The organism is Crossiella cryophila (assembly GCF_014204915.1).
In the GTDB taxonomy this organism is placed as follows: domain Bacteria; phylum Actinomycetota; class Actinomycetes; order Mycobacteriales; family Pseudonocardiaceae; genus Crossiella; species Crossiella cryophila.
In genome coordinates, this window is the sequence record NZ_JACHMH010000001.1 from 2,675,518 (window position 1) to 2,696,379 (window position 20,862).

The following is a 20,862-nucleotide window of genomic DNA, read 5'->3' on the forward strand; positions in this document are numbered from 1 at the left end:
GTGCTACCTCGGTCTCATCTGATCGGAAGTCGTGCCGCGCTGTAGTGGCGCTACGCGGAACGCGCAGCCTTCCTCCAGGGCGGAAATGCCGCACGGCACGGCTGGAGATGCTATCAGCCGTGCCGTGCGGGATCCCAATCGAGGCTGGTCAGCGACCAGCGGACCGCCTGATCAGCGCAGGGTCAGCGGGGCCGTCTTGCCGCCGGCCTCCACCAGATACCCGCCCCTGGCGACCTCGCGACGGCCTGCGCCGTCCACATCGCCCACGGTCAGCGCCAGCTGGTCGGTGTCGAAGGTCACCTCCAGCGTCTTCTGCTCACCGGGGTTCAGCGTGGCCCTGGCGAACCCGACCAGTCGCCGCTCCGGCACCTGCACCGCGCTCACCGGCTGCTGGATGTAGACCGGCACCACCTCGGTGCCCGCCCGCGAGCCGGTGTTGCGCACGGTGAAGGACACCTTCACGTTGTCCCGTGCCTTGGCCACGCTCGGCGTGGTCGGCGCTCCCACCTCGAAGCTGGTGTAGGACAGCCCGTACCCGAACGGGTAGGCCGGGTCGTACTTGGAACTCGCGCCGCCGTTGGCCCCGGGCAGCTGGTCGTAGGACATCGGCTGGTCGCCAACGGTCTTGGGCCAGGACACCGACAGCTTGCCGCTGGGGTTGGCCTTGCCGAAGAGCACATCCGCCACCGCGTGCCCGCCCTCGGTGCCGGGCAGCCAGCCCGAGAGCAGCGCGTCCGCGTCGGAGACCGAACCCAGCACCCGGCCGCGGCCGGTCAGCAACACCACCACGACCGGCTTGCCGGTGGCCTGCACCGCGTCCACCAACTGCTGCTGCGCCGGGCTCAGCGACGGGTCCTCGGTGTCGCCGGGGCCCTCCGCGCCCTCCTTCTCACCCAGCACCACCACGACCGCGTCCGCCGACTTGGCCTCGGCGACCGCACTGGCCTGGTCCTTGGCGTGGCTGATCTCGGTCTGCGGCGCCGCGGCCTTCAGGCCTTCCAGCACCGTGGTGGTCTCCGGGAACGGGCCCTCCGCGGGCACGCCCTGCCATTCCACGGTCCAGCCGCCGAGCTGCCGCCGCGCGTCGTCCGCGGTGTCCCCGGCGACCACCAGCTTCTTGACCGAAGTGGACAGTGGCAGGGTGGACTTCTCGTTGCGCAGCAACACCATCGACTCGGTCGCGGCCTTGCGCGCGATGTCCACGCCGTTGCCGATCACGGCCCGCTCCGCCGCCGCGGGGTCCACGAACGGCCGCTCGAAGAGCCCCAGCTCGAACTTGAGCTTGAGGATCCGCCGCACCGCCTCGTCGATCCGGCGCTGGCTGACCCGCCCGTCACGGACCACGGTGAGCAGGCCCTGGGTGAACTCCGCGGCGTTGGACGGCTCCATCGCCATGTCCACGCCCGCGTTCACCGAGATCGCGATCGCGGCCGGGTAGTCCGCGGCGACCTTGTGGTGGGTGACCAGTTTCCGCAGGTCCTCCCAGTCGCTGACGGCCACGCCCTGGAAGCCCATCCGCTCCCGGAGCTGCTCGACGAGCATGTACCGCGAGGCGTGCACCGGGATGCCGTTGATCGCGCCCGAGTTGATCATCACGGTCTTCACGCCCGCGTCGAACTGCGCCTGGAACGGCGGCAGCACGGTGTCCTGCAACTGCCGCACCGGGATGAACGCGGCACTGCGGTCGTGGCCGTTCTTCGGCTCGGAGTACCCGGCGAAGTGCTTGGCCGTCGCGGTGAGCTGCGCGGTGTCCTTGGCCGGGGTCTGCATGCCCTTGACCGCGGCCGCGGCCAGCGAGCCGGCCAGGAACGGGTCCTCGCTGTATGCCTCGTAGTAGCGGCCCCACCGGGTGTCCCTGGCGATGTCGGAGACCGGGGCGAAGTTCCAGAACACGCCGGTGGCCCGCATGGCCTCGCCGGTGGCCTTGCCCGCCTGCTGGATCAGCTCCGGGTTCCAGGTCGCGCCGAGGCCGATCTGGTGCGGGAACATCACCGCCGACGGCAGGTTGCTGTGCCCGTGCACGCCGTCCGCGCCGTAGATCACCGGGATCCTGAGCCGGTTGTTGTCCAGCGCGTACTTCTGGATCTGGTTGGTCATCTCGGCCCAGGCCTTCGGACCGGGGTCCGGGGCCGGGTTGTCACCGCCGCCGGAGAGGATCGAGCCGACCTTGGCCTCGCCCAGCACGGTCTTCATGCAGGACTCGACCAGCGGCCCCGGCACGTTGTTGCAGTCCCCGCGCAGCTTGCCCACGCGGATCTGGGTCATCTGCCCGACCTTCTCCTCCAGCGTCATCCGCCGGAGCAGGTCGTTGACCCGCCGCTCCACCGGCGCGGCGGCGTCCTGGTAGGCCGCGGGTCCCTGCTCCGCACCTGGTTCCTGGGCGGTGCCGGCATGGGCGGATGCCAGCATCAGGGCCGCGGCGGCCGTCAACGCGAGTGTGGGACGTGTCCGCAGCACAAAGCCTCCAGTGGCGTGAGAGCGGTGTCAGGGACCGACCCTGCTGCCCGGCACCGGCCACGTCCATCGGCTGAACGGCGGAATGTGAGAGCGCTTTCAGGTAGATGAAGTACGCCCATTATTTTTGGCTTGAATTAAGGTGCTTTCGGCTCAACCGCAGGGGCGGAACCGCGGGTCGGCCACGCCGCCGCGACCCAGTGCGTTGAGCACCCACTTGATGGTGGCCGAGGAGTGCGGGATGTAGAGGTGCTCGCTCAGGTTGGCCGGGCAGGCATCCTGCAGCACCACGTTGGTCACCCGGTTCGCCGGACCGGAAAGGTGTTGGCTGGCAAAGGGAGTGACCACCTCGTCGTAGCGGGTGGTGATCGTCGTGTACTTCACCGACCCGGCCAGGTCGCCGCCCTCGTTGAGCCGCCGGATGAAGGCCGAGTTCGACGCCTGGTCGCCGCAGGCCGGGCAGAACGTGGCGCCCAGCAGCTTCGCCAGCGGCTGGCTGGTGCCGTGGTTGGACGGGGCGATGCCGATCAGCGCGTTGACCTTGGCCGCGCCGCCGAGGAACTTCAGGTAGTGCCGCGGCATCATCCCGCCCTGGCTGTAGCCGACGATGTCCACTGTGGACCACCCGCTGCTCGCCCTGACCTGGTCCACGTACCTGGCCAGCTCGGCGGCGGAGTCGGCGACCGGGTTCAGGCCGCCGTTGCCGTAGTCCAGCGTGTAGCTGCAGTAACCGTTGCGGGACAGCTCGGGTGCGAGGCCGCCCCAGCTCCAGCCGGACTTCTTGAACGTCCCGTGCAACAGCACCACCGGGCGTTTGTCCGACTGGCAGCCCGCGACGTCGGCCAACGATTGCGCTGGCGTGGCCGCGGCCGGAAGCTGGCCGGCGAGCAGGACGAGGATCGCGGTGCCCAGCAGGGCGAGCGTCCGGCGCATGGCGTCCTCCGTTATTACCTGGCGGTAACCTGGGAGACACCAATGTAAGGTGCGTCACAGTGGAGGTCACTCCGCTGAACGGTCGCCCTGCTGATCTTCCGTTTGGTCCTCTGCGACGGGCTTGCGCGGGCGGCCCCGTTTGGCCGGTCGCCCGGCCTCGCTGGGCATCCGCCCCTGCTCGCTCAGCGCCCGGCGCAGCAGGAACTCGATCTGCGCGTTGACGCTGCGCAGTTCGTCCCCGGCCCACCTGGTCAGCGCGTCGTGCACGGCCGGGTCCAGGCGGAGCAGGAAACTCTTGCGGTCAGCCACGGTGGCCGGCCACTAGTGGTAGAGCGAGCCCGCGTTGACGACCGGCTGGGTCGCACGATCCCCGCACAGCACCACCAGGAGGTTGCTCACCATGGCCGCCTTCCGCTCCTCGTCCAGTTCCACCACGTCGTGCTCGGCCAGCCGGGCCAGCGCCAGTTCGACCATGCCGACCGCACCCTCCACGATCCGCTGCCGGGCCGCGACCATCGCGCCTGCCTGCTGCCGCTGCAACATGGCGTGCGCGATCTCCTGGGCGTAAGCCAGGTGGGTGATCCTGGATTCGATCACGTGCACGCCGGCCGAGGTGATCCGGGCCGAGATCTCCGCGCTGAGCTTCTCGGTGATCTCATCGGCGTTCTCGCGCAGGGACAGTCCGGTCTCGCCGTGGTTGTCATAGGCGTAGCTGGTGGCGATGTGCCGGACCGCGGTCTCGGTCTGGATGCCGACGAAGCCGACGAAGTTGTCCACGTCGAAGACGGCCTTCGCGGTGTCCTCGACCTGCCAGACCACCACCGCGGCGATCTCGATCGGGTTGCCGTCGGCGTCGTTGACCTTGAGCACCGCGGACTCGTGGTTGCGGATCCTGGTGGACACCGTGGTGCGCTTGGTGAACGGGTTCACCCAGCTCAGGCCGTCCTGGCGGAGGGTGCCGTTGTACCGGCCGAGGAACTGCAGCACCCGCGCCTCGCCGGGGGAGACCATGATCAGCCCGCAGGCCAGGGTCAGCACGGTCACCAGCACCACCGCGCTCACCACGACGGCGGCCGGTCCGGTGACGAACAGGCCCAGCGCGATCCCGCCCAGGCTGGCCAGCCCGAAGAACAGCAGGGCGGCCGCCGCGGCGATCCCCGGCAAGGTGAAGGGCACCCGTTCCCGTACGCCCGCCACGGGCGCTTTGACAAGCGTCGATGTAGTCATCTCTGGTCCACTCTCCCCATGCGCCGCCTGTCGCGGTGCCTAGCAAAGTGATATCACTTTAAGTCGGAACCGGCAACGCGCCGGGGGGAAGGGAAGCCGGTGGAGATCGAGACCGACGGACCGGCGCTGCGGCTGTCCGGCCTGTGCAAGCGCTTCGGCGAGACGATCGCGGTGGATCGGGTGGACCTCGTGGTGCCGCGCGGGTCCTTCTTCGGACTGGTCGGGCCGAACGGCGCGGGCAAGACGACCTCGCTGTCCATGGCGGTCGGCCTGCTGCGGCCGGACGCGGGCACCGCGCGCGTGTTCGGGGTGGAGGTGTGGGAGGACCCGGTGCGGGCCAAGGCCCTGGTCGGCGTGCTGCCGGACGGGCTGTCCCTGCCGGAGCGGCTCACCGGGCGGGAACTGCTGACCTACATGGGTTTGCTGCGCGGCATCGACGAGGCCACGGTCGCCGCGCGGGTGGCCGAACTGCTCGGCGTGCTGGAGCTGACCGGGGCCGAGCGCACCCTGGTGGTGGACTACTCGGCCGGGATGCGCAAGAAGATCGCGCTGGCCACCGCGTTGCTGCACGGGCCGCGGCTGCTGGTGCTGGACGAGCCGTTCGAGGCGGTGGACCCGGTCTCGGCCAGCACCATCCGGGTGATCCTGCAGCGCTTCGTCGCTGGGGGCGGTGCGGTGGTGCTCTCCAGCCACGTGATGGACCTGGTGGAGCGGCTGTGCGACCACGTCGCGGTGATCGCGGGCGGCCGGGTGGTCGCGGCCGGTCCGCTGGCCGAGGTACGGGGTGCGGGCAGCCTGGAGGAACGGTTCGTGCACCTGGTCGGCGGTCGCACCGGTGGTGGGGAGGGGCTGTCGTGGTTGGCGTCCTGATCCGGATGAAACTGCGCCTGCTCAGCCACGGACTGCGTGGGGTGGCACGGGCGATCACACTGATCGGTGGGGTGCTGGGCGGGCTGATCGCGGCCGGGTTCTCGGTGTTCCTGATGAACATCGACCTCCTGGGCGCACCGGTGCCCGGCTACGACCTGACCGCGGGGATTTTCGCCGGGTGGACCCTCGGCTGGGTGCTCGGACCGATTTTCGTGGCCGGCAGTGATGAGACCCTGCAGCCCGAGCACTTCCGGCTGCTGCCGGTGAGTCCGCGGAAACTGGCCGTCGGCCTGCTGGTCGCCGCGGTGGTCGGCGTGCCGGCGGTGGCCAGCCTGCTCGCCTTCGGCGGACTGGTGCTGCGTGCCTCGGCGGACGGCCTGGTGCCCGCGCTGGTCGCGATCGTCGGCGTGCTCGCGCAACTGGCGTTCGTGCTCACGCTGTCCCGGGTGGTGGTCGGGGCGCTCGGCGACGTGCTGCGCTCGCGGCGCGGGCAGGACCTGGGGGTGCTGCTCGCGGCCTGCGTCGGTCTGCTGGTGCTGCCATTGCAGTACGTGCTGAACTCGGTCTCCGCCGGGCTGGTGCTGGGGTTTCCGCCGGAACTGGGTGCGGTGCTGCGGTGGCTGCCCCCTGGCTGGGCGCCTGCCGCGGTCGCCGCGTCGGTGCGGGGTGACTGGCTTACCGTGGTGGCGGGGCTGGGTGGACTGGTGGCGCTGACCCTTGCGCTCGCGCAGGTGTGGGCGATCCTGTTGCGGCGCAGGATGACCCGGCCCAGCGTCGGGCTGCGCGGCGCGGACGTGCGCGCCGGGAACGGGCTGCTGCAAAGGTTTCTGCCGTCCGGGCCGGTCGGCGCGGTGGCCGCCAAGGAGGTGCGCACCTGGTGGCGTGATCCGCGACGGCGGGCGGTGTTGTTGCCCGCCTTGGTGATCGGGCTGGTGCTGCCGTTGGTGCTGTCCAGCGTCAACCCGGCGGCGGGCATGGTCGCGCCGGCCGGCGGGCTGCTCGTGGTCGGCTTCGCCGCGCTCAACGCGGGCAACCTGTACGGCTTCGACGGCACCGCGCTGTGGCACATCCTGGTGCAGCCCGACGCCGCCCGCGCCGACATCCGCGGCAGGCAGCTCGGCTGGCTGGTCTACGTGGCGCCGGTGGCCCTGCTCGCGGTGCTGGTGCTGCCCGCGGTGACCGGGCGGCCGCAGGCATATCCCTACGTGCTCGCGCTGCTGCCCGCGCTGCTCGGCGGCGGGGCCGGGCTGCTGGTGATCCTCTCGGTGTTCGCACCGTTCCCGGTGGCCCCCCAGCGCGGCAACCCGTTCGCCGGTTCCGGGAACCCCGGCTGCGCGAAAGTGTTGCTGCAACTGGTGATCGGGCTGCTGCTGGTGGTCGCGGCGGTGCCGCCGGGGCTGCTGCTGCTCGGTGGCGCGCTCTCCGGCAACGCGGTGCTGACCTGGCTGGCACTGCCGGCCGGGATCGGCTCCGGGGTGCTGTTCGGCTGGTGGTGGGGCGCGCTCGCGGCCCGGCGGCTGGCCGAACGCGGCCCTGAGCTGCTGGCCGCCGTCCGGACTTGACGCGTAGGAGATTTCCTACCTATTCTCCTCCGCATGGATGTGTTCGCTGCGTTGGCCAATCCGACCCGCCGGGAGTTGCTGGGGTTGCTCCTGCGTGGGCCGCGGCCGGTGCAGTCCCTCGCGGAGCATTTCGACATGAGCCGCCCGAGCGTGTCCGAGCACCTGCGGGTGCTCAAGGACGCGGGGCTGGTCGCGGAAGCCAGGCGCGGCCGGGAACGGCACTACCAGCTCGAACCCGAGCCCCTGCAGGAGCTTCGGGACTGGCTCACGCCGTACGAGCGGTTCTGGCGGGAGCGGTTGTCCGCGCTGTCCGACCTGCTCGACGAGGAGGAAGAAGAGGAATGACCAACGCCACCGACATCAAGGTGGACCAGTACCTGGCCCATCCGCCCGCCAAGGTCTGGCGGGCGCTCACCGACCCGGCCCGGCTGGCCCGCTGGCTGATGCCCAACGATTTCCAGCCCGTGCTCGGCCACCGCTTCACCTTCAATCGCGGTGAACCGCTGCCCGCGGTCCGCACCGACGGCATCGCGCACTGCGAGGTGCTGGCGATCGAGCCGGAACGCCTGCTGCGCATCAGTTTCGACGACAGCGGTCCGGACAACGGCATGCGGACCACCATCACCTGGACCCTGGAGCCCGAGGGTCGCGGCACCCGGTTGTTCTTGGCGCACACCGGATTCGACCCGGACAACGAGTTCCAGCAGCTCTCCCGCAAGTTCATGGGCAGTGGCTGGAGTTCGGGTGTGGCCGCGGCGCTGGCGCGATTACTGGACGAGGAGACCGACTGACGGTGTCCGTCGCACACTCCTCCGCGATCTGAACGACCCGCGGTCCGGCCGCGCTGGCCATGAGCCACTACTCGGTGATACGTTGTACCGGTACTCGGTACCACCGAGTACTTCGGAGATCGAAGAGGGCTCACGATGGACGACCTGACGGAGATGCTGAAGGGCACGCTTGAGGGTTGCGTGCTGGAGATCATCGCCAGTGAGGAGACCTACGGGTATGCCATCACGCGTCGGCTGAACGAACTCGGCTTCACCGATGTCGTCGAGGGCACGGTGTACACCATTCTGCTGCGCCTGGAGAAGAACGGGCTCGTCCTGGTGACGAAACGACCGTCCGGGCAGGGGCCGCCGCGCAAGTTCTACGCGCTCAACGATGACGGGCGCGCGGAACTCGTGAAGTTCTGGGCGAAATGGGAGTACATGACATCGCGGATCGACAAGCTCAAGGAGGGCGGGCGATGAATTTCTGGGAGACCATCACCGGTAGCGATATCACCAGGGATTTCAAGGCGTTCGAGGCCAGGGCCGAGGTGTTGCCCGCGGAGCACCGGGCGGCGTGGGAGCAGATCAAGGGCCATCTCATGCCCTACTCGGACTTCACCGGCCGGAACCTGATGCCGATCCTCGACAGCGCCCTGGGCCTGCTCGAGGAGACCGCGGCCGATGGCCAGGGCATTCACGAGGTGCTGGGTGATGACGTCAAGGGTTTCTGCGCGGCGCTGGCCGGCGAAGAACGAAGCCGGGATTACCGCGACCGGTGGCGTGAGCAGTTGAACAGGAATGTCGCCAGGAAATTGGGCAGGCTGGGAGGCTGATGTGGGCATCCGGGACATGATCGAGGGCAAGAAGCAGTGGCGGGCGCATATGGCGCGGGTCAAGGCGCTCCCGCCGGACTATCAGATCGTCTACAAGGAGATGCAGCGGTATTTCTTCAAGGTCGGGCCGGTCGACTTACTGGAGGGCACCCTGCTCTCCGGGATTGTCGACTTCTTCGAGGAGGGAGTAGCGGGCGGCAAGGGCGTCCTGGAACTCATCGGCGATGACGTGGCCGCTTTCTGCGACGACCTGATCAAGGACTCGCGCACCAACGCGGACATCTATCAGGAGTCCATCAGCGGGAAATCCGGCCCGGCCGAGAGGTGACACCCGCCGTCCCGGCGCGAACCCGGGGCGAGCAGCCCCTGGCCCACGCTCGGGGACGACGTGACTAGCGGGCGTCGCTGTCGATCTTCAGGCCGCCGCCGGAGCGGATCACCCGGATCGTGCGCTGCTCGGACCGGTTGGGGTAGACCACGGTGAGGGTGACGTCCACGGCGTTGTCCGAGGTCTTCTTGCCGGTCGCCTTCTGGCTGTACACCAGCTTGTACTGCGACCAGTACTGGGTGAACCCGGATTCGCCGCCGATCAGGCCCTTGGCGTTGTCGGTGAGCATGTCGAAGGCCTGGCCGCGGTCGGCCGCCCGGCCGGCGGCACCGTAGTAGTCGACCACGAACTGGCCCGCCTCGCGGAAACCGATCGGCGCCGAGTCATCCGGCGGGGTCGGCTTGTCCGCGACGGAGGTCGGCGGCGGGGGCGTGCTGGAGTTGCTGGTCTGGCCGCCCGCGGAGTTCTGGGGCGTACCGCGGAGCCCGTAGTAGGCGCCGCCAACGCCGGCCAGCAGGGCGATCGCGGCCGCGATGGCGATCACCAGGCCACGCCGGGACTTCTTGCGCGGTGGCGAGGCGGGGTCGCGGACGTAGGCCGCCGGGCGCGGGCGCGGCGTGGACATGGTCGGGTTCGGCGTCGGTCGGTTCAGCTGCGGCTGGGTCGGCGGCCGGTAGGGCGGTGGCGGCGTGTTGCCGCCGAGTACCCGGGTGCTCGGCGCCGGGCGCAGCGGCGTGGGCTGGGCGTTGGCCAGGTTCGGGTCGTTGGCCAGGGAGCTGAGCGTGGCGGCGGCCTGGGACATGCTGGGCCGGTCGGCCGGCTCCTCGCGGAGCAGGCTCATCAGCACCGCGGTCATCGGGCCTGCCTGCCGGGGCGGCTCGACCTTGCCTGCGGCGACCAGGTGCAGCAGCGCCAGCGGGTTCGGGTTGTTGCCGAAGGGCGGCTTGCCCTCGATCGCGGTGTAGAGCGTCGCGCCGAGGGAGAAGACGTCCGAGGGCGGGGCCGGGTCGTGGCCCTTGGCGATCTCCGGCGAGAGGTAGGCCGGGGTGCCGGCCATCATGCCGGTCTGGGTGACGGTGACGTCGCCCGCGGCCCTGGAGATGCCGAAGTCGGTGATCTTGGCCAGCCCGGACTCACTGACCAGGATGTTGGCCGGCTTGATGTCCCGGTGCACGATCCCGGCCTGGTGCGCGGCGGCCAGCGCGCCGGCGACCTGGCCGCCGATCGCGGCGACCTCGCGGATGGGCAGCGTGCCGCGTTCGTCGAGCAGGTCGGCCAGGCTGCGCGAGCGCAGGAACTCCATGACCAGGCAGGGGTCCCCGTTGTGCTGCACCACGTCGAAGATGGTGATCGCGTTGGGGTGGGACAGCCGGGCGGCGATCCGGGCCTCCCGCATCGCCCTGCGCCGCGCGTCCAAGGTCTGATCCTCGGACTGGCCCGGCTGCAGCAGGAGCTGCTTGATGGCGACGGGGCGCTGAAGGCGCTCGTCGTATGCCTGCCACACCGCGCCCATGCCGCCGCTGCCGATGTGCTCGACCAGCCGGTAGTTCCCGGCGATCACCTGGCCCCTGTCGATGGCCGATCGCTCCTCGTCCTGATGAGTGGTGACGGCCCCACGCCGTCTGCCAGACGCGTCCACCCTAATTGACGCGCTGGAGGGGGTTGGTGAGCGTTAGGTTGGCGAAAATAGTGCCTAGGGACTCACTGGCGTTACGACAAATGGACTAATTGCGGCAACTTTCAGGCGCAAGCAGTCTGGCCTTGATCACGTTCGGTGTCGAGACGCTGCCGGAGGGGCAGGTCCTGGCCCCGGGCTCCGGCGCAGCCCAGGGCCGGGGACGGCCAGTGCGCGGTGGTCGCCCGCGGTGTGGCCGTGGTGGCTGGCGGTGTTGGATGCCTGGTCAGCGGATCGCGGCGGGGTGGGCGCGGCGGGCGCGGGATAACGATCCGGTCGGCGTGGCGTTGGTCACGCTGTCGTCGATTCGGCGGCGTGGGGTCCCCGCGCACGGCGGGAGGCGCCGTGCGCGGGGACGCGAGGGTGCGGGGATGGTGGCGCCCGAGGCCCGAGGCCCGAGGCCCGAGGCCCGAGGCCCGAGGCCCGAAGTCCGGGGTCCGGAGTCCGAGGCTGAGGGCCGGGGAGTCCGAGGCCGGGAGTCCGGGGTCCGGGGGGTCAGGCGCGGAGCAGTTGTTCCAGTGCGGCGCTGAGCTGGTCGTGTGGATTGGCGTCGGACTCGGTGCGCCAGGCCAGGTAGCCGTCCGGGCGGATCAGCACCGCGCCCTCGGGCAGGGCGTAGCGGGTTGGCCACTGGTTTTCCGGGTCGAGCAGGTCGGTGCCGATCCGGTGGGCGGTCAGCGGGATGCCGGAGCGCTCGGCCAGTTCGGTGGCTGCCCGGCGCCAGTCGTCGCCCTGGGGGCCGGTGAGCAGGAGTAGGCCGGTGGAGACCAGGTCGTGCAGGGCCAGGCGGTCGCCGTTGTGGGTCAGCCACAGGTGGGGGGCGCGGTGGCCTGGTTCGGGGACGGGGTGGTGGTCTTGGGTGAAGGCGGACTCGTAGGGCCTGCCCAGGATGGCGGGGGAGGTGTAGCGCTGGCCGAACATCCAGCGGATGTCGGAGTTGGCCTCCTCCTCCGGGTCGCTGCTGGTGCGGCTCTCCTGGCGGTTGATGGTGATGTCCACGAACTCCTTGGCCAGTGGGCGGCGTTCGGGTTCGTAGCTGTCCAGCAGGGCGGGCGTGGCCCAGCCCTTGAGCACCGCGGCCAGTTTCCAGGCCAGGTTGTGCGCGTCCTGGACGCCGGTGTTCGCGCCGTAGCCACCAGCGGGCGGCCACACGTGCGCGCTGTCCCCGGCCAGGAAGACCCGGCCCTGGCGGAACCGTTCGGCCACCGCGGCCACCTGTTGCCACGGGGTCACGTCGACCACCTTGACCGGGATGTCGTCCCGGCCCAGCAGCTCGTGCAGCATCGGGGTCAGGCGTTGCTGGGTGAAGTCGGCCGGGGTGTCCACCGCGGCGTCGTAGCTGAACGCGGCGGCCCAGCGGCCGGGGTGCGCTGTGGTGGTCAGGAAGCCGGGCGGGCCGCCGGGCTTGACCACGAACCACATCACGGCGCGTTCCGGGATCAGTTCGGACAGGTCCGCCTCGAAGAGCACGCCGAGGAAGTCGCCCAGGATGCCGGGGCCGTCGCGGCGGATGCCGAGCTGTTCGCGGATGGTGCCGCGGTTGCCGTCGGCGGCGATCAGGTAGTCCGCGTGGATCCGGTACTCCTCGCCGGTGGCGCGGTCCTTGGTCACCGCGTGCACGCCGTCGGCGGTCTCGGTGAAGGACACCAGCTCGGTGTTGAACCGCTGCTCCGCGCCGCGGGCCTGGGCCGCCGCGCTGAGCACCGGCTCCACCGTGCTCTGGTCGGCCAGGCACAACCGGCCTGCGCTGTACTCGTCGTAGCTCGCGGTGGCGCCCAGCCGGAACAGCCAGCGCCATTCGCCGGCCAGTGACTGGCAGTGCACGCCGCCCTTGTCGTTCTCGAACGGCTTGCCCGCCTCGTACACCGCTTCCGCGATGCCGAAGGCGCGGTAGATCTCCATGGTCCGCACGTTGATCCCGCGCGCCCTGCCCTGCGGCGACGGGCCGGGGTGCTTGTCCACCAGGATCGACTCGACCCCGTGGGAGGACAGGAAAAGCGAGGCGGTCAGGCCGGCCAGGCCGCCGCCGGTGATGAGCACCGGCACTCGTTCGGCGTTGCTGCTCATGACGATTCCCCCTCGTCGGTTGGTGTGCTGAAGCTGTCCCCGACCGCGCGCAGCCACTCCTGGTCCCAGCTGATCCGGCCGTCGTCGAGTTCGGCCACCGTCGCGCGCACCCAGTCGAGCTGGGCGACCAGCGTGGCCCGCTGGTACTCCTCCTCCAGCAGGAACAGCCGGGGCAGGCCGGTGGCCAGCGCCTCGGCCATCACGGTGTCGATCTCGGCGACCAGTTCGGCGAGCTTGTCCGCGCGCACCGCCAGCAGCGCGCGGATCTCGCCCGGCTCCAGCAGCGGCATGAACGCCACCGCGGCCGGGAACTCCGGGAACTCGGTGCCGGTCGCGGTGAACATCTCGCGCAGCCAGGCGCGGGCCGTGGCCAGCCCCTCCGGGCCGATCTCGTAGATGGTCCGCTCCGGCCGGTTGTCGGCCCGTTCGGTCTCCTTGACCTTGATCAGTCCGGCCTTCAGCAGGCGTTCGATGGTCTGGTAGACGCTGGCCCGCTGCCGGACGTTGACCACCCGGTCCTTGCCGCGTTCCTTGATCAGCTGCTGAATCCGGTACGCGTGCACCGGGGCCTCGATCACCAGGCACAACACGGTCAGTGCCAGCGGCGAACGACGGATCGGGGTTGCCATAGTCATAAACCTACTAGTGAGATTATGACTATGGCAACCCCGAGGGGGACTCAGGGGGAGTGGTCAGCGGTTCTCCGGGCGGCCGGCGTGCAGTTCGTAGCTGGGGCCGAGCAGGCCGCGGCGGTCGTTGAGCCGCAGCAGCACCCTGGTGAACCCGGCGCACTCCACATCCAGCCGCAGCGTGGCCGGACTGCCCTCCAGCAGCATCCGGTGCGCCGACATGATCAGCCGCCCGCCCGGCCGCAGCACCCGGTACAGCTCGGTCAGTGCCCTGGTCCGGTCCGGCCACAGGTGCAGTGTGTTCACCGTGAGCAGCACGTCGACGCTGCCGTCGGGTTGCCCGGTGTCCTCGGCGTCACCCCGGTGCAGCCGCACGTGTCCGGTTCTGGCCTGCTCGGCGCAGCGCTCCCGGCACTGGCGCAGCATCTCCTCGGCCGGATCCACCCCGATCACCCGTCCGGCCGAAGCCGCCGCGGCCGCCGCGGCCAGCCCGACCCCGGGGCCGGGGCCGAGCACCAGCACCGTGTCGGTGTGCCGTAAACCGGCCTCGGCCACCAGTTCCCGCTCGGTGGCGGCGTTGGCGCGCGCCATGATCGCCCCGCCGATCCGGCCGGCGAGGCCGCGGGGATGCCCGAACGCGGAGTCCACGATCCGCGGGAAGGAAGTAGCCATACCTCCAGCACAGCTCGCATCGTGGCTGCTCGCATCGGGGACTTCCCTGAAATTCCTTCACTCGGAGGTAGTGCGCAAAGATCGTCCCTCGGGTGAGGATGACTGAATGAGCCCCGCCGTGACCCGCGCGCGCCGCACCCGCACCCCGCGCAGCCCGCTGTTCGAGGGCTACCAGGATCCCGACGGCCCGTACGCGGGCGTGCACGACGAGATGTTCGACGAGGACGGCCAGGTCCGGCAGGCCTACCGCAGGCTGTACGAGTCGATCGCGCCCTCGGAGGTGGCCGACCTGGCCGCGCGGGCCGAGGCGCTCGGCCGCGCCTTCGTCGACCAGGGCATCACCTTCTCCCTCTCCGGCCAGGAGCGCCCGTTCCCGCTGGACCTGATCCCCCGGGTGATCGGCGCCACCGAGTGGGCCCGGCTGGAACGCGGCATCGTGCAGCGGGTCCGCGCGCTGGAGGCATTCCTGGCCGACATCTACGGCGACGCGCAGATCCTGCGGGACCGGGTGCTGCCCCGGCGGCTGATCACCTCCTGCGCGCACTTCCACCGCGAGGCCGCCGGCATCTCCCCGGCCAACGGCGTGCGCATCCACGTCGCCGGGATCGACCTGGTCCGCGACGGCGAGGGCGTCTTCCGGGTGCTGGAGGACAACCTGCGCTGCCCGTCCGGGGTGTCCTACGTGATGGAGAACCGGCGCACCATGGCCAGGGTCTTCCCCGACCTGTTCGCCCGGCACCGGGTGCGCGCGGTCGGCGACTACGCCGGGCACCTGCTGCGCGCGCTGCGTGCCTCGGCCGCGCCCAACGCCGCCGACCCCACCGTGGTTGTGCTCACCCCCGGCGTGCACAACTCCGCCTACTTCGAGCATTCGCTGCTGGCCAGGCAGATGGGTGTGGAGCTGGTCGAGGGCAGGGACCTGTTCTGCCGGGACAACGCGGTCTACATCCGCACCACCGAGGGCGAACGCCGGGTCGATGTCATCTACCGGCGCATCGACGACGAGTTCCTTGACCCGCTGCACTTCCGCCCCAGCTCGGTGCTGGGCGTGGCCGGCATGGTCAACGCGGCCCGCGCGGGCAACGTGGTGATCGCCAACGCGGTCGGCAACGGGGTGGGCGACGACAAGCTCGTCTACACCTACGTGCCCGAGATGGTCCAGTACTACCTCGGCGAGAAACCGTTGCTGCCCAACGTGGACACCTTCCGCTGCTGGCTCGACGAGGAGCGCGAGCAGGTGCTGGACCGGCTGGACGAGCTGGTGATCAAACCGGTGGAGGGCTCCGGCGGGTACGGCATCGTCTTCGGCCCGGACGCCAGCGCGCGCGAGCTGGCCTCGGTGCGCAAACGGGTCCGCAGCGATCCGCGCGGCTGGATCGCCCAGCCCGTGGTGCAGCTCTCCACCGTGCCCACCAAGATCGGCAACAAGCTGGCGCCGCGGCACGTGGACCTGCGGCCGTTCGCGGTCAACGACGGCGAGAACGTCTTCGTGCTGCCCGGTGGGCTGACCAGGGTCGCGCTGCGCGAGGGCAGCCTGCTGGTCAACTCCTCCCAGGGCGGCGGCTCCAAGGACACCTGGGTGCTGGCCCCCCGATCGTCCACTGTGGAGAGTGAACTGGCCGAGCCGGGACTGGCCGGGGCGGTGACCGACGGACAGGCCGCCGAGCACGGCCCCGAGCTGACCACGAGTCAGCAGCAACAGCAGCAACAGCAGTGACATGTCACGGAAACACGGACGGCAGAGGGTGGTGTCATGCTGGCCCGCAACGCAGAGTCGCTGTACTGGATCGGCCGCTACGTGGAACGGGCCGACGACACGGCGCGCATCCTCGACGTCTCCGTCCACCAGCTACTGGAGGACGCCACCGTCGACCCGGACTCGGCGAGCCGGGCGCTGTTGCACGTGCTGGGCATCCAGCCGCCCGACGGCCGTGAGCTGGACGCCTGGTCGCTGACCGAGCTGGTCGCCTACGCCCCGGCCAACTCCGGCTCCATCGTGGCCTCGCTGACCAGCGCGCGGGAGAACACCAGGGGCGCCCGCGAGGTGGTCTCCACCGAGATGTGGGAATGCCTGAACGCCACCTGGAATGCGCTTCCCGAACGGCAGCGCTATGCCAGGCAGATGGGCCCGCACGCCTTCTTCTCCTTCGTGGAGGAGCGCGCGGCCATGTTCGCCGGACTGGCCGACTCGACCATGAGCCGGGACGACGGCTGGCGGTTCCTGCTGCTGGGCCGCTCGGTGGAACGGGTGGACATGGTGGTCCGGCTGCTGCTCTCCCGGGTGGGGGACAAGGCATCCTCGCCGGGCTGGGTCACCGTGCTGCGCTCGGCGGGCGCGCACGACACCTACCTGCGGACCTACCGAGGGGCCATGGACGCCGGGCGGGTGGTGCAGTTCCTGTTGCTGGACCGGCTGTTCCCGCGCTCGGTCTTCCACGCCCTGCGCAACGCCGAGGCATGTCTGGAACAGCTGGACCACCGGCCCAGCGTGCGCATCGGGGCCAAGGCCGAGGCGCTGCGGCTGCTCGGCCGGGCCCGCAGCGAGCTGGAGTTCCTGCGGCCCGCCGACCTGCTGGACGACCTGCCCAAGCGGCTCAGTTCGCTGCAGGGCACCATTCGGGAGGTCGGCGAGGCGGTGTCGTTGCAGTACTTCCACGCCGCGCCCTGGGTGGCCTGGACCAACGCGGAGGTGACCTCGTGAGCTGGCGGGTACGCATCGTGCACACCACCGGCTACCGCTACGACGAGCCGGTGATCCAGTCCTACAACGAGGCCAGGCTCACCCCGCGCGGCGACGGCAGGCAGAACCTGGTGGTCAACCGGGTGGAGACCACCCCGGCCACCCGCGCCTACAAGTACACCGACTACTGGGGCACCGCGGTCACCTCCTTCGACCTGCACGCCCCGCACACCGAGATGAAGGTGGTCGCCTCCTCGGTGGTGGAGACCGCGGACGAGGACAAGCCGATCCGGGTCACCGAGTGGTCAGGGCTGGCCTCCGCGGACGTGCTGGACCGCTTCGGCGAACTGCTGGAGGCCAGCTCCTACGTGCCGACCAACCGCGAGCTGGCCGCGGTGGCCCGCAAGCTGCAGCGCGGCCTGGAACCGGCGGACGCGGTGCTCGCGGTGTGCGCCTGGGTGCACGAGCAGCTCACCTACCGGCCCGGCACCACCGGCGTGCACAGCTCGGCCATCGACGCCTGGCGGGCCCGCGAGGGCGTCTGCCAGGACTACGCGCACCTGACCCTGCTGTTGCTGCGCGCGATCGGCATCCCGGCCCGCTACGTCTCCGGCTACCTGCACACCCAGCCGGATGCCCGCCTCGGCCAGACCGTGCGCGGGGAGAGCCACGCCTGGATCGAGGCCTGGACCGGCGGCTGGTGGGGCTATGACCCGACCAACGACGTGCCGATCGGCTCCAGGCACGTGCGGGTGGCGCTGGGCAGGGACTACGCCGACGTCGCCCCGCTCAAGGGCATCTACTCCGGCGGCGGGTCCTCCGCGCTGGAGGTGACCGTGGACATCACCCGGCTGGCCTGAACAAGGCGGCCGATTCCCGCCGGAGTCCGGCCGCGGCCGTTGGTTGGCTGGCCTGGTGAGTGAGACGTTGACGATCCTGGACCGCTTCTACGCCGCCGAGCTGGCCTACCTCTCCGGTGCGACGGGGTTCGAGCCGGTCGCGGAGTTCCTGGACCCGGAGATCGTGCTGCACCAGGCCGAGGGCCTGCCCTACGGCGGGCAGTGGCGCGGGCCGGACGGGCTGGCCCGGTTCATGGCGGAGATGGCGCGGACCTGGGCGTCCTTCGAGATCCTGGCCCAGGAGACCCTGGTCGACGGTGACCGGGTGAGCGTGCTGAGCCAGGTCAGGGCGCGCGGGCGGGCCACCGGGACCGAACTGGAGTTCCCGATCCTGCAGCTCATCCGGCTGCGCAACGGTCGACTGGCCGAGGTCCGGCCGTTCTACTGGGACACCGCGGCGGTGGCGGCGGCCTGCACCGGCGCGGACCGGTGACGGAAGCCGGTCGAGACACAGATCACCGGGACTTGTTCGGGGCACTCCCTCCGGCATGGGACGATAGGTCGTCACCCGTCCGTTTCAGCGAGGGAATCAGTGGCCACGTTCGCCGACAAGACCTTCACGCCGCCGGAGCGCATCCGGAACTTCTGCATCATCGCCCACATCGACCACGGCAAGTCCACGCTGGCCGACCGGGTGTTGCAGCTCACCGGCGTCGTCGACGACCGTTCCATGCGCGCGCAGTACCTCGACCGGATGGACATCGAGCGCGAACGCGGCATCACCATCAAGGCGCAGAACGTGCGCCTGCCGTGGGTGCACGAGGGCACCGAGTACGTGCTGCACCTGATCGACACCCCGGGGCACGTCGACTTCACCTATGAGGTCTCCCGGGCGCTGGAGGCGTGCGAGGGCGCGATCCTGCTGGTCGACGCGGCGCAGGGGATCGAGGCCCAGACGCTGGCCAACCTGTACCTGGCCATGGAGAACAACCTCACGGTCATCCCGGTGCTGAACAAGATCGACCTGCCGGCCGCTGACCCGGACCGCTACGCCGCGGAGATCGCGCACATCATCGGCTGCGAGGCCGACGACGTGCTGCGGGTCTCGGCCAAGACCGGCGTGGGCATCAGGGAGCTGCTGGACAAGGTCGTGCAGACCATCCCGGCCCCGGTCGGCGATTCCGACGCGCCGGCCCGCGCGATGATCTTCGACTCGGTCTATGACATCTACCGCGGCGTGGTCACCTACATCCGCGTGGTGGACGGCCGGATCACCCCGCGCGAGCGGATCCGGATGATGTCCACCGGCGCCACCCACGAGCTGCTCGAGGTGGGGATCATCTCGCCGGAGCCCAAGGTCTCGGTCGGGCTGGGCGTCGGCGAGGTGGGCTACCTGATCACCGGCGTGAAGGACGTCCGCCAGTCCAAGGTCGGCGACACCATCACCTCCGAGCGCAAGGGCGCCACCGAGGCGCTCTCCGGCTACCGCGAACCGCAGCCCATGGTCTACGCCGGGCTGTACCCGCTGGACGGCTCGGACTACCCGGCGCTGCGCGAGGCGCTGGACAAGCTGCAGCTCAACGACGCCGCGCTGACCTACGAGCCGGAGACCTCCGCGGCGCTGGGCTTCGGCTTCCGCTGCGGCTTCCTCGGCCTGCTGCACCTGGAGATCACCAGGGACCGGCTGGAGCGCGAGTTCGGCCTCGAACTCATCTCCACCGCGCCCAACGTGGTCAACCGGGTGGTCATGGAGGACGGCACCGAGCACATCGTCACCAACCCCTCGGACTGGCCGGGCGGCAAGATCAAGGACATCTTCGAGCCGATCACCAAGTGCACGGTGATCGCGCCCGCGGAGTTCGTCGGCACCATCATGGAGCTGTGCCAGGCCCGGCGCGGTCAGCTCGGCGGCATGGACTACATCTCCGAGACCCGGGTCGAGCTGCGCTACACCATGCCGCTGGCCGAGATCATCTACGACTTCTTCGACTCGCTGAAGTCGCGCACCCGCGGTTACGCCTCCCTGGACTACGAGGAGGCCGGCGAGCAGGCCTCCGACCTGGTCAAGGTGGACATCCTGCTGCAGGGCGAGCCGGTGGACGCCTTCAGCGCGATCGTGCACAAGGACGCCGCCTACGCCTACGGCACCCGGATGGCCAGCAAGCTGCGCGAGCTGATCCCGCGGCAGCAGTTCGAGGTGCCGATCCAGGCCGCGGTCGGGTCCAGGGTGATCGCCCGCGAGACCATCCGCGCCATCCGCAAGGACGTGCTGGCCAAGTGCTACGGCGGTGACATCACCCGTAAGCGCAAGCTGCTGGAGAAGCAGAAGGAAGGCAAGAAGCGGATGAAGATGGTCGGCCGCGTCGAGGTGCCGCAGGAGGCGTTCGTGGCCGCGCTGTCCACCGACGAGGCCGGGGACAAGAAGAAGAAGTAGCCGCGCGGTGACCGGGTCTGCTGGCCCGGTCACCGGAGCGGGTGTGGTGGTGACCCACCGGCCGGACCCTGTGGAAAGTGGGGGTGCGGGGGGTGGGTGGTGGGGGTACCCTGGGGGTTATGGGGAAGCACAAGGAGTACGGCCTGCTGGTGAGTGGGCCTGCTGCCGCGGTGACCATCCAGGTCCCCGTTGGCACCTTGCTGCACGACTGGCCCAGCGTGCTCGGCCGGATCACCGATGGCGAGCGGGTCCAGGTCACCCGCAACGGCAAGGTCGTCGCCGTGCTCACCGCGCCCGACCCGGACGAGGTCGCGCTGGACGAGCTGGCCGCCGCGGGCCAGGTCGCCGCCGACTGGCGGGTCCGCCAGAGCACCCTGCGCGGCCTGCTCCGCACCCTGCCGGCCCGTACCGCCAAGCCCGGCGACGACCGCGGCTCGGCCGCGGTGCTCGCCGACCGCGAGGACACCGATCGGTGATCTACCTCGACAGCTGCGCGCTGATCAAACTGATCGTGCCGGAACCCCTGTCCGAGGACCTGTTCGGCTACCTGGACACCCGCACCGAACCACTGGTCAGCTCCGAGCTGGCCGTGGTCGAGGTGCACCGCGCCCTCACCCGCATCGAGGCAGGCGAGCAGGCCCGCACCCTGGCCGAGGAGCTACTGGACAACATCACCCAGCTCCCACTGGCCCCGGTGGTCCGCGCCGCCGCCGCCCTGCCCGACCGGTACCTGCGCAGCCTGGACGCCCTGCACCTGGCCACCGCGCTGCGGGTGCCGACGACGCGGTTCGTGAGTTACGACCGGCGGTTGAACGAGGCGGCGGCCAAGGCCGGGCTGACGGTGCGGGCGCCGGGCGCGGCCCGGACCTGAGCGCTCGGCCGCGGG

Annotated in this window: 22 protein-coding genes; 14 read left to right on the plus strand and 8 right to left on the minus strand. The window is 70.4% G+C overall.

All coding sequences use genetic code 11. The annotated features are described in order from the left end of the window. Window positions 1–171 precede the first annotated feature (171 nt). From HNR67_RS12435 to HNR67_RS12450, 4 genes are all read right to left on the minus strand, one after another. A complete protein-coding gene (locus tag HNR67_RS12435; RefSeq protein WP_221489868.1) occupies window positions 172–2,457 on the minus strand; it encodes a glycoside hydrolase family 3 N-terminal domain-containing protein in 2,286 nt (761 codons plus the stop codon). Between the two features lie 150 nt (window positions 2,458–2,607). Beyond that, window positions 2,608–3,387, minus strand: a complete 780-nt coding sequence (locus HNR67_RS12440; protein WP_185002187.1) for an esterase/lipase family protein — start codon at window positions 3,385–3,387, stop codon at window positions 2,608–2,610. 66 nt (window positions 3,388–3,453) lie between these two features. Then, window positions 3,454–3,696, minus strand: coding sequence for a hypothetical protein (locus HNR67_RS12445; RefSeq protein ID WP_185002188.1), 243 nt, complete (start codon window positions 3,694–3,696; stop codon window positions 3,454–3,456). 12 nt (window positions 3,697–3,708) lie between these two features. Then, entirely contained in the window at window positions 3,709–4,614 is a 906-nt protein-coding gene (locus HNR67_RS12450; protein ID WP_185002189.1) for an SPFH domain-containing protein, read from the minus strand. A 99-nt stretch (window positions 4,615–4,713) separates the two neighbouring features. Here HNR67_RS12450 and HNR67_RS12455 point away from each other — a divergent pair, with 99 nt between their 5' ends. From HNR67_RS12455 to HNR67_RS12485, 7 genes are all read left to right on the plus strand, one after another. Further along, window positions 4,714–5,484, plus strand: a complete 771-nt coding sequence (locus tag HNR67_RS12455; RefSeq protein WP_312987089.1) for an ABC transporter ATP-binding protein — start codon at window positions 4,714–4,716, stop codon at window positions 5,482–5,484. Then, window positions 5,469–7,046: a hypothetical protein gene (locus tag HNR67_RS12460; RefSeq protein ID WP_185002190.1), complete on the plus strand. Its 1,578-nt coding sequence runs from the start codon at window positions 5,469–5,471 to the stop codon at window positions 7,044–7,046. The genes HNR67_RS12455 and HNR67_RS12460 overlap by 16 nt, the downstream gene beginning before the upstream one ends. 33 nt (window positions 7,047–7,079) lie before the next feature. Next, window positions 7,080–7,391 (plus strand): ArsR/SmtB family transcription factor, encoded by a 312-nt coding sequence (locus HNR67_RS12465; protein ID WP_185002191.1) that lies wholly within the window; start codon window positions 7,080–7,082, stop codon window positions 7,389–7,391. Then, entirely contained in the window at window positions 7,388–7,837 is a 450-nt protein-coding gene (locus HNR67_RS12470; protein WP_185002192.1) for an SRPBCC family protein, read from the plus strand. The genes HNR67_RS12465 and HNR67_RS12470 overlap by 4 nt, the downstream gene beginning before the upstream one ends. 135 nt (window positions 7,838–7,972) lie before the next feature. After that, window positions 7,973–8,299: a PadR family transcriptional regulator gene (locus HNR67_RS12475; RefSeq protein ID WP_185002193.1), complete on the plus strand. Its 327-nt coding sequence runs from the start codon at window positions 7,973–7,975 to the stop codon at window positions 8,297–8,299. After that, a complete protein-coding gene (locus tag HNR67_RS12480; RefSeq protein ID WP_185002194.1) occupies window positions 8,296–8,652 on the plus strand; it encodes a DUF1048 domain-containing protein in 357 nt (118 codons plus the stop codon). Before HNR67_RS12475 ends, HNR67_RS12480 begins: the two co-directional genes overlap by 4 nt. 1 nt (window position 8,653) lies before the next feature. Then, window positions 8,654–8,980 (plus strand): DUF1048 domain-containing protein, encoded by a 327-nt coding sequence (locus tag HNR67_RS12485; RefSeq protein WP_185002195.1) that lies wholly within the window; start codon window positions 8,654–8,656, stop codon window positions 8,978–8,980. A 64-nt stretch (window positions 8,981–9,044) separates the two neighbouring features. On the opposite strand, the gene HNR67_RS12490 is transcribed toward HNR67_RS12485, so the two are convergent. The 4 genes from HNR67_RS12490 to HNR67_RS12505 all read right to left on the minus strand — a co-directional run bounded on the left by HNR67_RS12490 (window position 9,045) and on the right by HNR67_RS12505 (window position 14,023). Next, window positions 9,045–10,541 carry a serine/threonine-protein kinase gene (locus tag HNR67_RS12490; protein ID WP_312987094.1) on the minus strand — a complete coding sequence of 499 codons (1,497 nt, stop codon included), beginning with the start codon at window positions 10,539–10,541 and terminating at the stop codon, window positions 9,045–9,047. Window positions 10,542–11,150: 609 nt separating this feature from the next. Further along, on the minus strand, window positions 11,151–12,722 hold the full coding sequence (locus HNR67_RS12495) for an FAD-dependent monooxygenase (protein WP_185002196.1): 1,572 nt from the start codon (window positions 12,720–12,722) through the stop codon (window positions 11,151–11,153). Next, window positions 12,719–13,351, minus strand: a complete 633-nt coding sequence (locus tag HNR67_RS12500; protein WP_185002197.1) for a PadR family transcriptional regulator — start codon at window positions 13,349–13,351, stop codon at window positions 12,719–12,721. The genes HNR67_RS12495 and HNR67_RS12500 overlap by 4 nt, the downstream gene beginning before the upstream one ends. A 63-nt stretch (window positions 13,352–13,414) precedes the next feature. Beyond that, complete coding sequence (locus HNR67_RS12505) at window positions 13,415–14,023, minus strand: class I SAM-dependent methyltransferase (protein ID WP_185002198.1); 609 nt, start codon at window positions 14,021–14,023, stop codon at window positions 13,415–13,417. A 106-nt stretch (window positions 14,024–14,129) separates the two neighbouring features. On the opposite strand from HNR67_RS12505, the gene HNR67_RS12510 reads away from it, so the two are divergent. The 7 genes from HNR67_RS12510 (at window position 14,130) to HNR67_RS12540 (ending at window position 20,847) form a co-directional block, all read left to right on the plus strand. Then, window positions 14,130–15,740: a circularly permuted type 2 ATP-grasp protein gene (locus HNR67_RS12510; protein WP_185002199.1), complete on the plus strand. Its 1,611-nt coding sequence runs from the start codon at window positions 14,130–14,132 to the stop codon at window positions 15,738–15,740. Window positions 15,741–15,776: 36 nt separating this feature from the next. After that, window positions 15,777–16,724, plus strand: a complete 948-nt coding sequence (locus HNR67_RS12515; RefSeq protein ID WP_185002200.1) for an alpha-E domain-containing protein — start codon at window positions 15,777–15,779, stop codon at window positions 16,722–16,724. Further along, window positions 16,721–17,563, plus strand: coding sequence for a transglutaminase family protein (locus HNR67_RS12520; RefSeq protein ID WP_185002201.1), 843 nt, complete (start codon window positions 16,721–16,723; stop codon window positions 17,561–17,563). The genes HNR67_RS12515 and HNR67_RS12520 overlap by 4 nt, the downstream gene beginning before the upstream one ends. Before the next feature lie 55 nt (window positions 17,564–17,618). Further along, window positions 17,619–18,035 (plus strand): nuclear transport factor 2 family protein, encoded by a 417-nt coding sequence (locus tag HNR67_RS12525; protein WP_312987099.1) that lies wholly within the window; start codon window positions 17,619–17,621, stop codon window positions 18,033–18,035. A 99-nt stretch (window positions 18,036–18,134) separates the two neighbouring features. After that, window positions 18,135–19,976: a translation elongation factor 4 gene (gene lepA, locus HNR67_RS12530; RefSeq protein WP_185002202.1), complete on the plus strand. Its 1,842-nt coding sequence runs from the start codon at window positions 18,135–18,137 to the stop codon at window positions 19,974–19,976. 119 nt (window positions 19,977–20,095) lie between these two features. Continuing rightward, a complete protein-coding gene (locus HNR67_RS44290; protein ID WP_185002203.1) occupies window positions 20,096–20,452 on the plus strand; it encodes a type II toxin-antitoxin system Phd/YefM family antitoxin in 357 nt (118 codons plus the stop codon). Then, entirely contained in the window at window positions 20,449–20,847 is a 399-nt protein-coding gene (locus HNR67_RS12540; protein WP_185002204.1) for a type II toxin-antitoxin system VapC family toxin, read from the plus strand. Before HNR67_RS44290 ends, HNR67_RS12540 begins: the two co-directional genes overlap by 4 nt. Window positions 20,848–20,862: the final 15 nt, after the last annotated feature.

Coding starts and splice junctions, on each gene's coding strand:
- HNR67_RS12440 (WP_185002187.1), bottom strand. CDS start 3,387: ATGCGCCGGACGCTCGCCCTGCTGGGCACCGCGATCCTCGTCCTGCTC.
- HNR67_RS12450 (WP_185002189.1), bottom strand. CDS start 4,614: ATGACTACATCGACGCTTGTCAAAGCGCCCGTGGCGGGCGTACGGGAA.
- HNR67_RS12465 (WP_185002191.1), top strand. CDS start 7,080: ATGGATGTGTTCGCTGCGTTGGCCAATCCGACCCGCCGGGAGTTGCTG.
- HNR67_RS12470 (WP_185002192.1), top strand. CDS start 7,388: ATGACCAACGCCACCGACATCAAGGTGGACCAGTACCTGGCCCATCCG.
- HNR67_RS12475 (WP_185002193.1), top strand. CDS start 7,973: ATGGACGACCTGACGGAGATGCTGAAGGGCACGCTTGAGGGTTGCGTG.
- HNR67_RS12480 (WP_185002194.1), top strand. CDS start 8,296: ATGAATTTCTGGGAGACCATCACCGGTAGCGATATCACCAGGGATTTC.
- HNR67_RS12495 (WP_185002196.1), bottom strand. CDS start 12,722: ATGAGCAGCAACGCCGAACGAGTGCCGGTGCTCATCACCGGCGGCGGC.
- HNR67_RS12500 (WP_185002197.1), bottom strand. CDS start 13,351: ATGGCAACCCCGATCCGTCGTTCGCCGCTGGCACTGACCGTGTTGTGC.
- HNR67_RS12505 (WP_185002198.1), bottom strand. CDS start 14,023: ATGGCTACTTCCTTCCCGCGGATCGTGGACTCCGCGTTCGGGCATCCC.
- HNR67_RS12510 (WP_185002199.1), top strand. CDS start 14,130: ATGAGCCCCGCCGTGACCCGCGCGCGCCGCACCCGCACCCCGCGCAGC.
- HNR67_RS12515 (WP_185002200.1), top strand. CDS start 15,777: ATGCTGGCCCGCAACGCAGAGTCGCTGTACTGGATCGGCCGCTACGTG.
- HNR67_RS44290 (WP_185002203.1), top strand. CDS start 20,096: ATGGGGAAGCACAAGGAGTACGGCCTGCTGGTGAGTGGGCCTGCTGCC.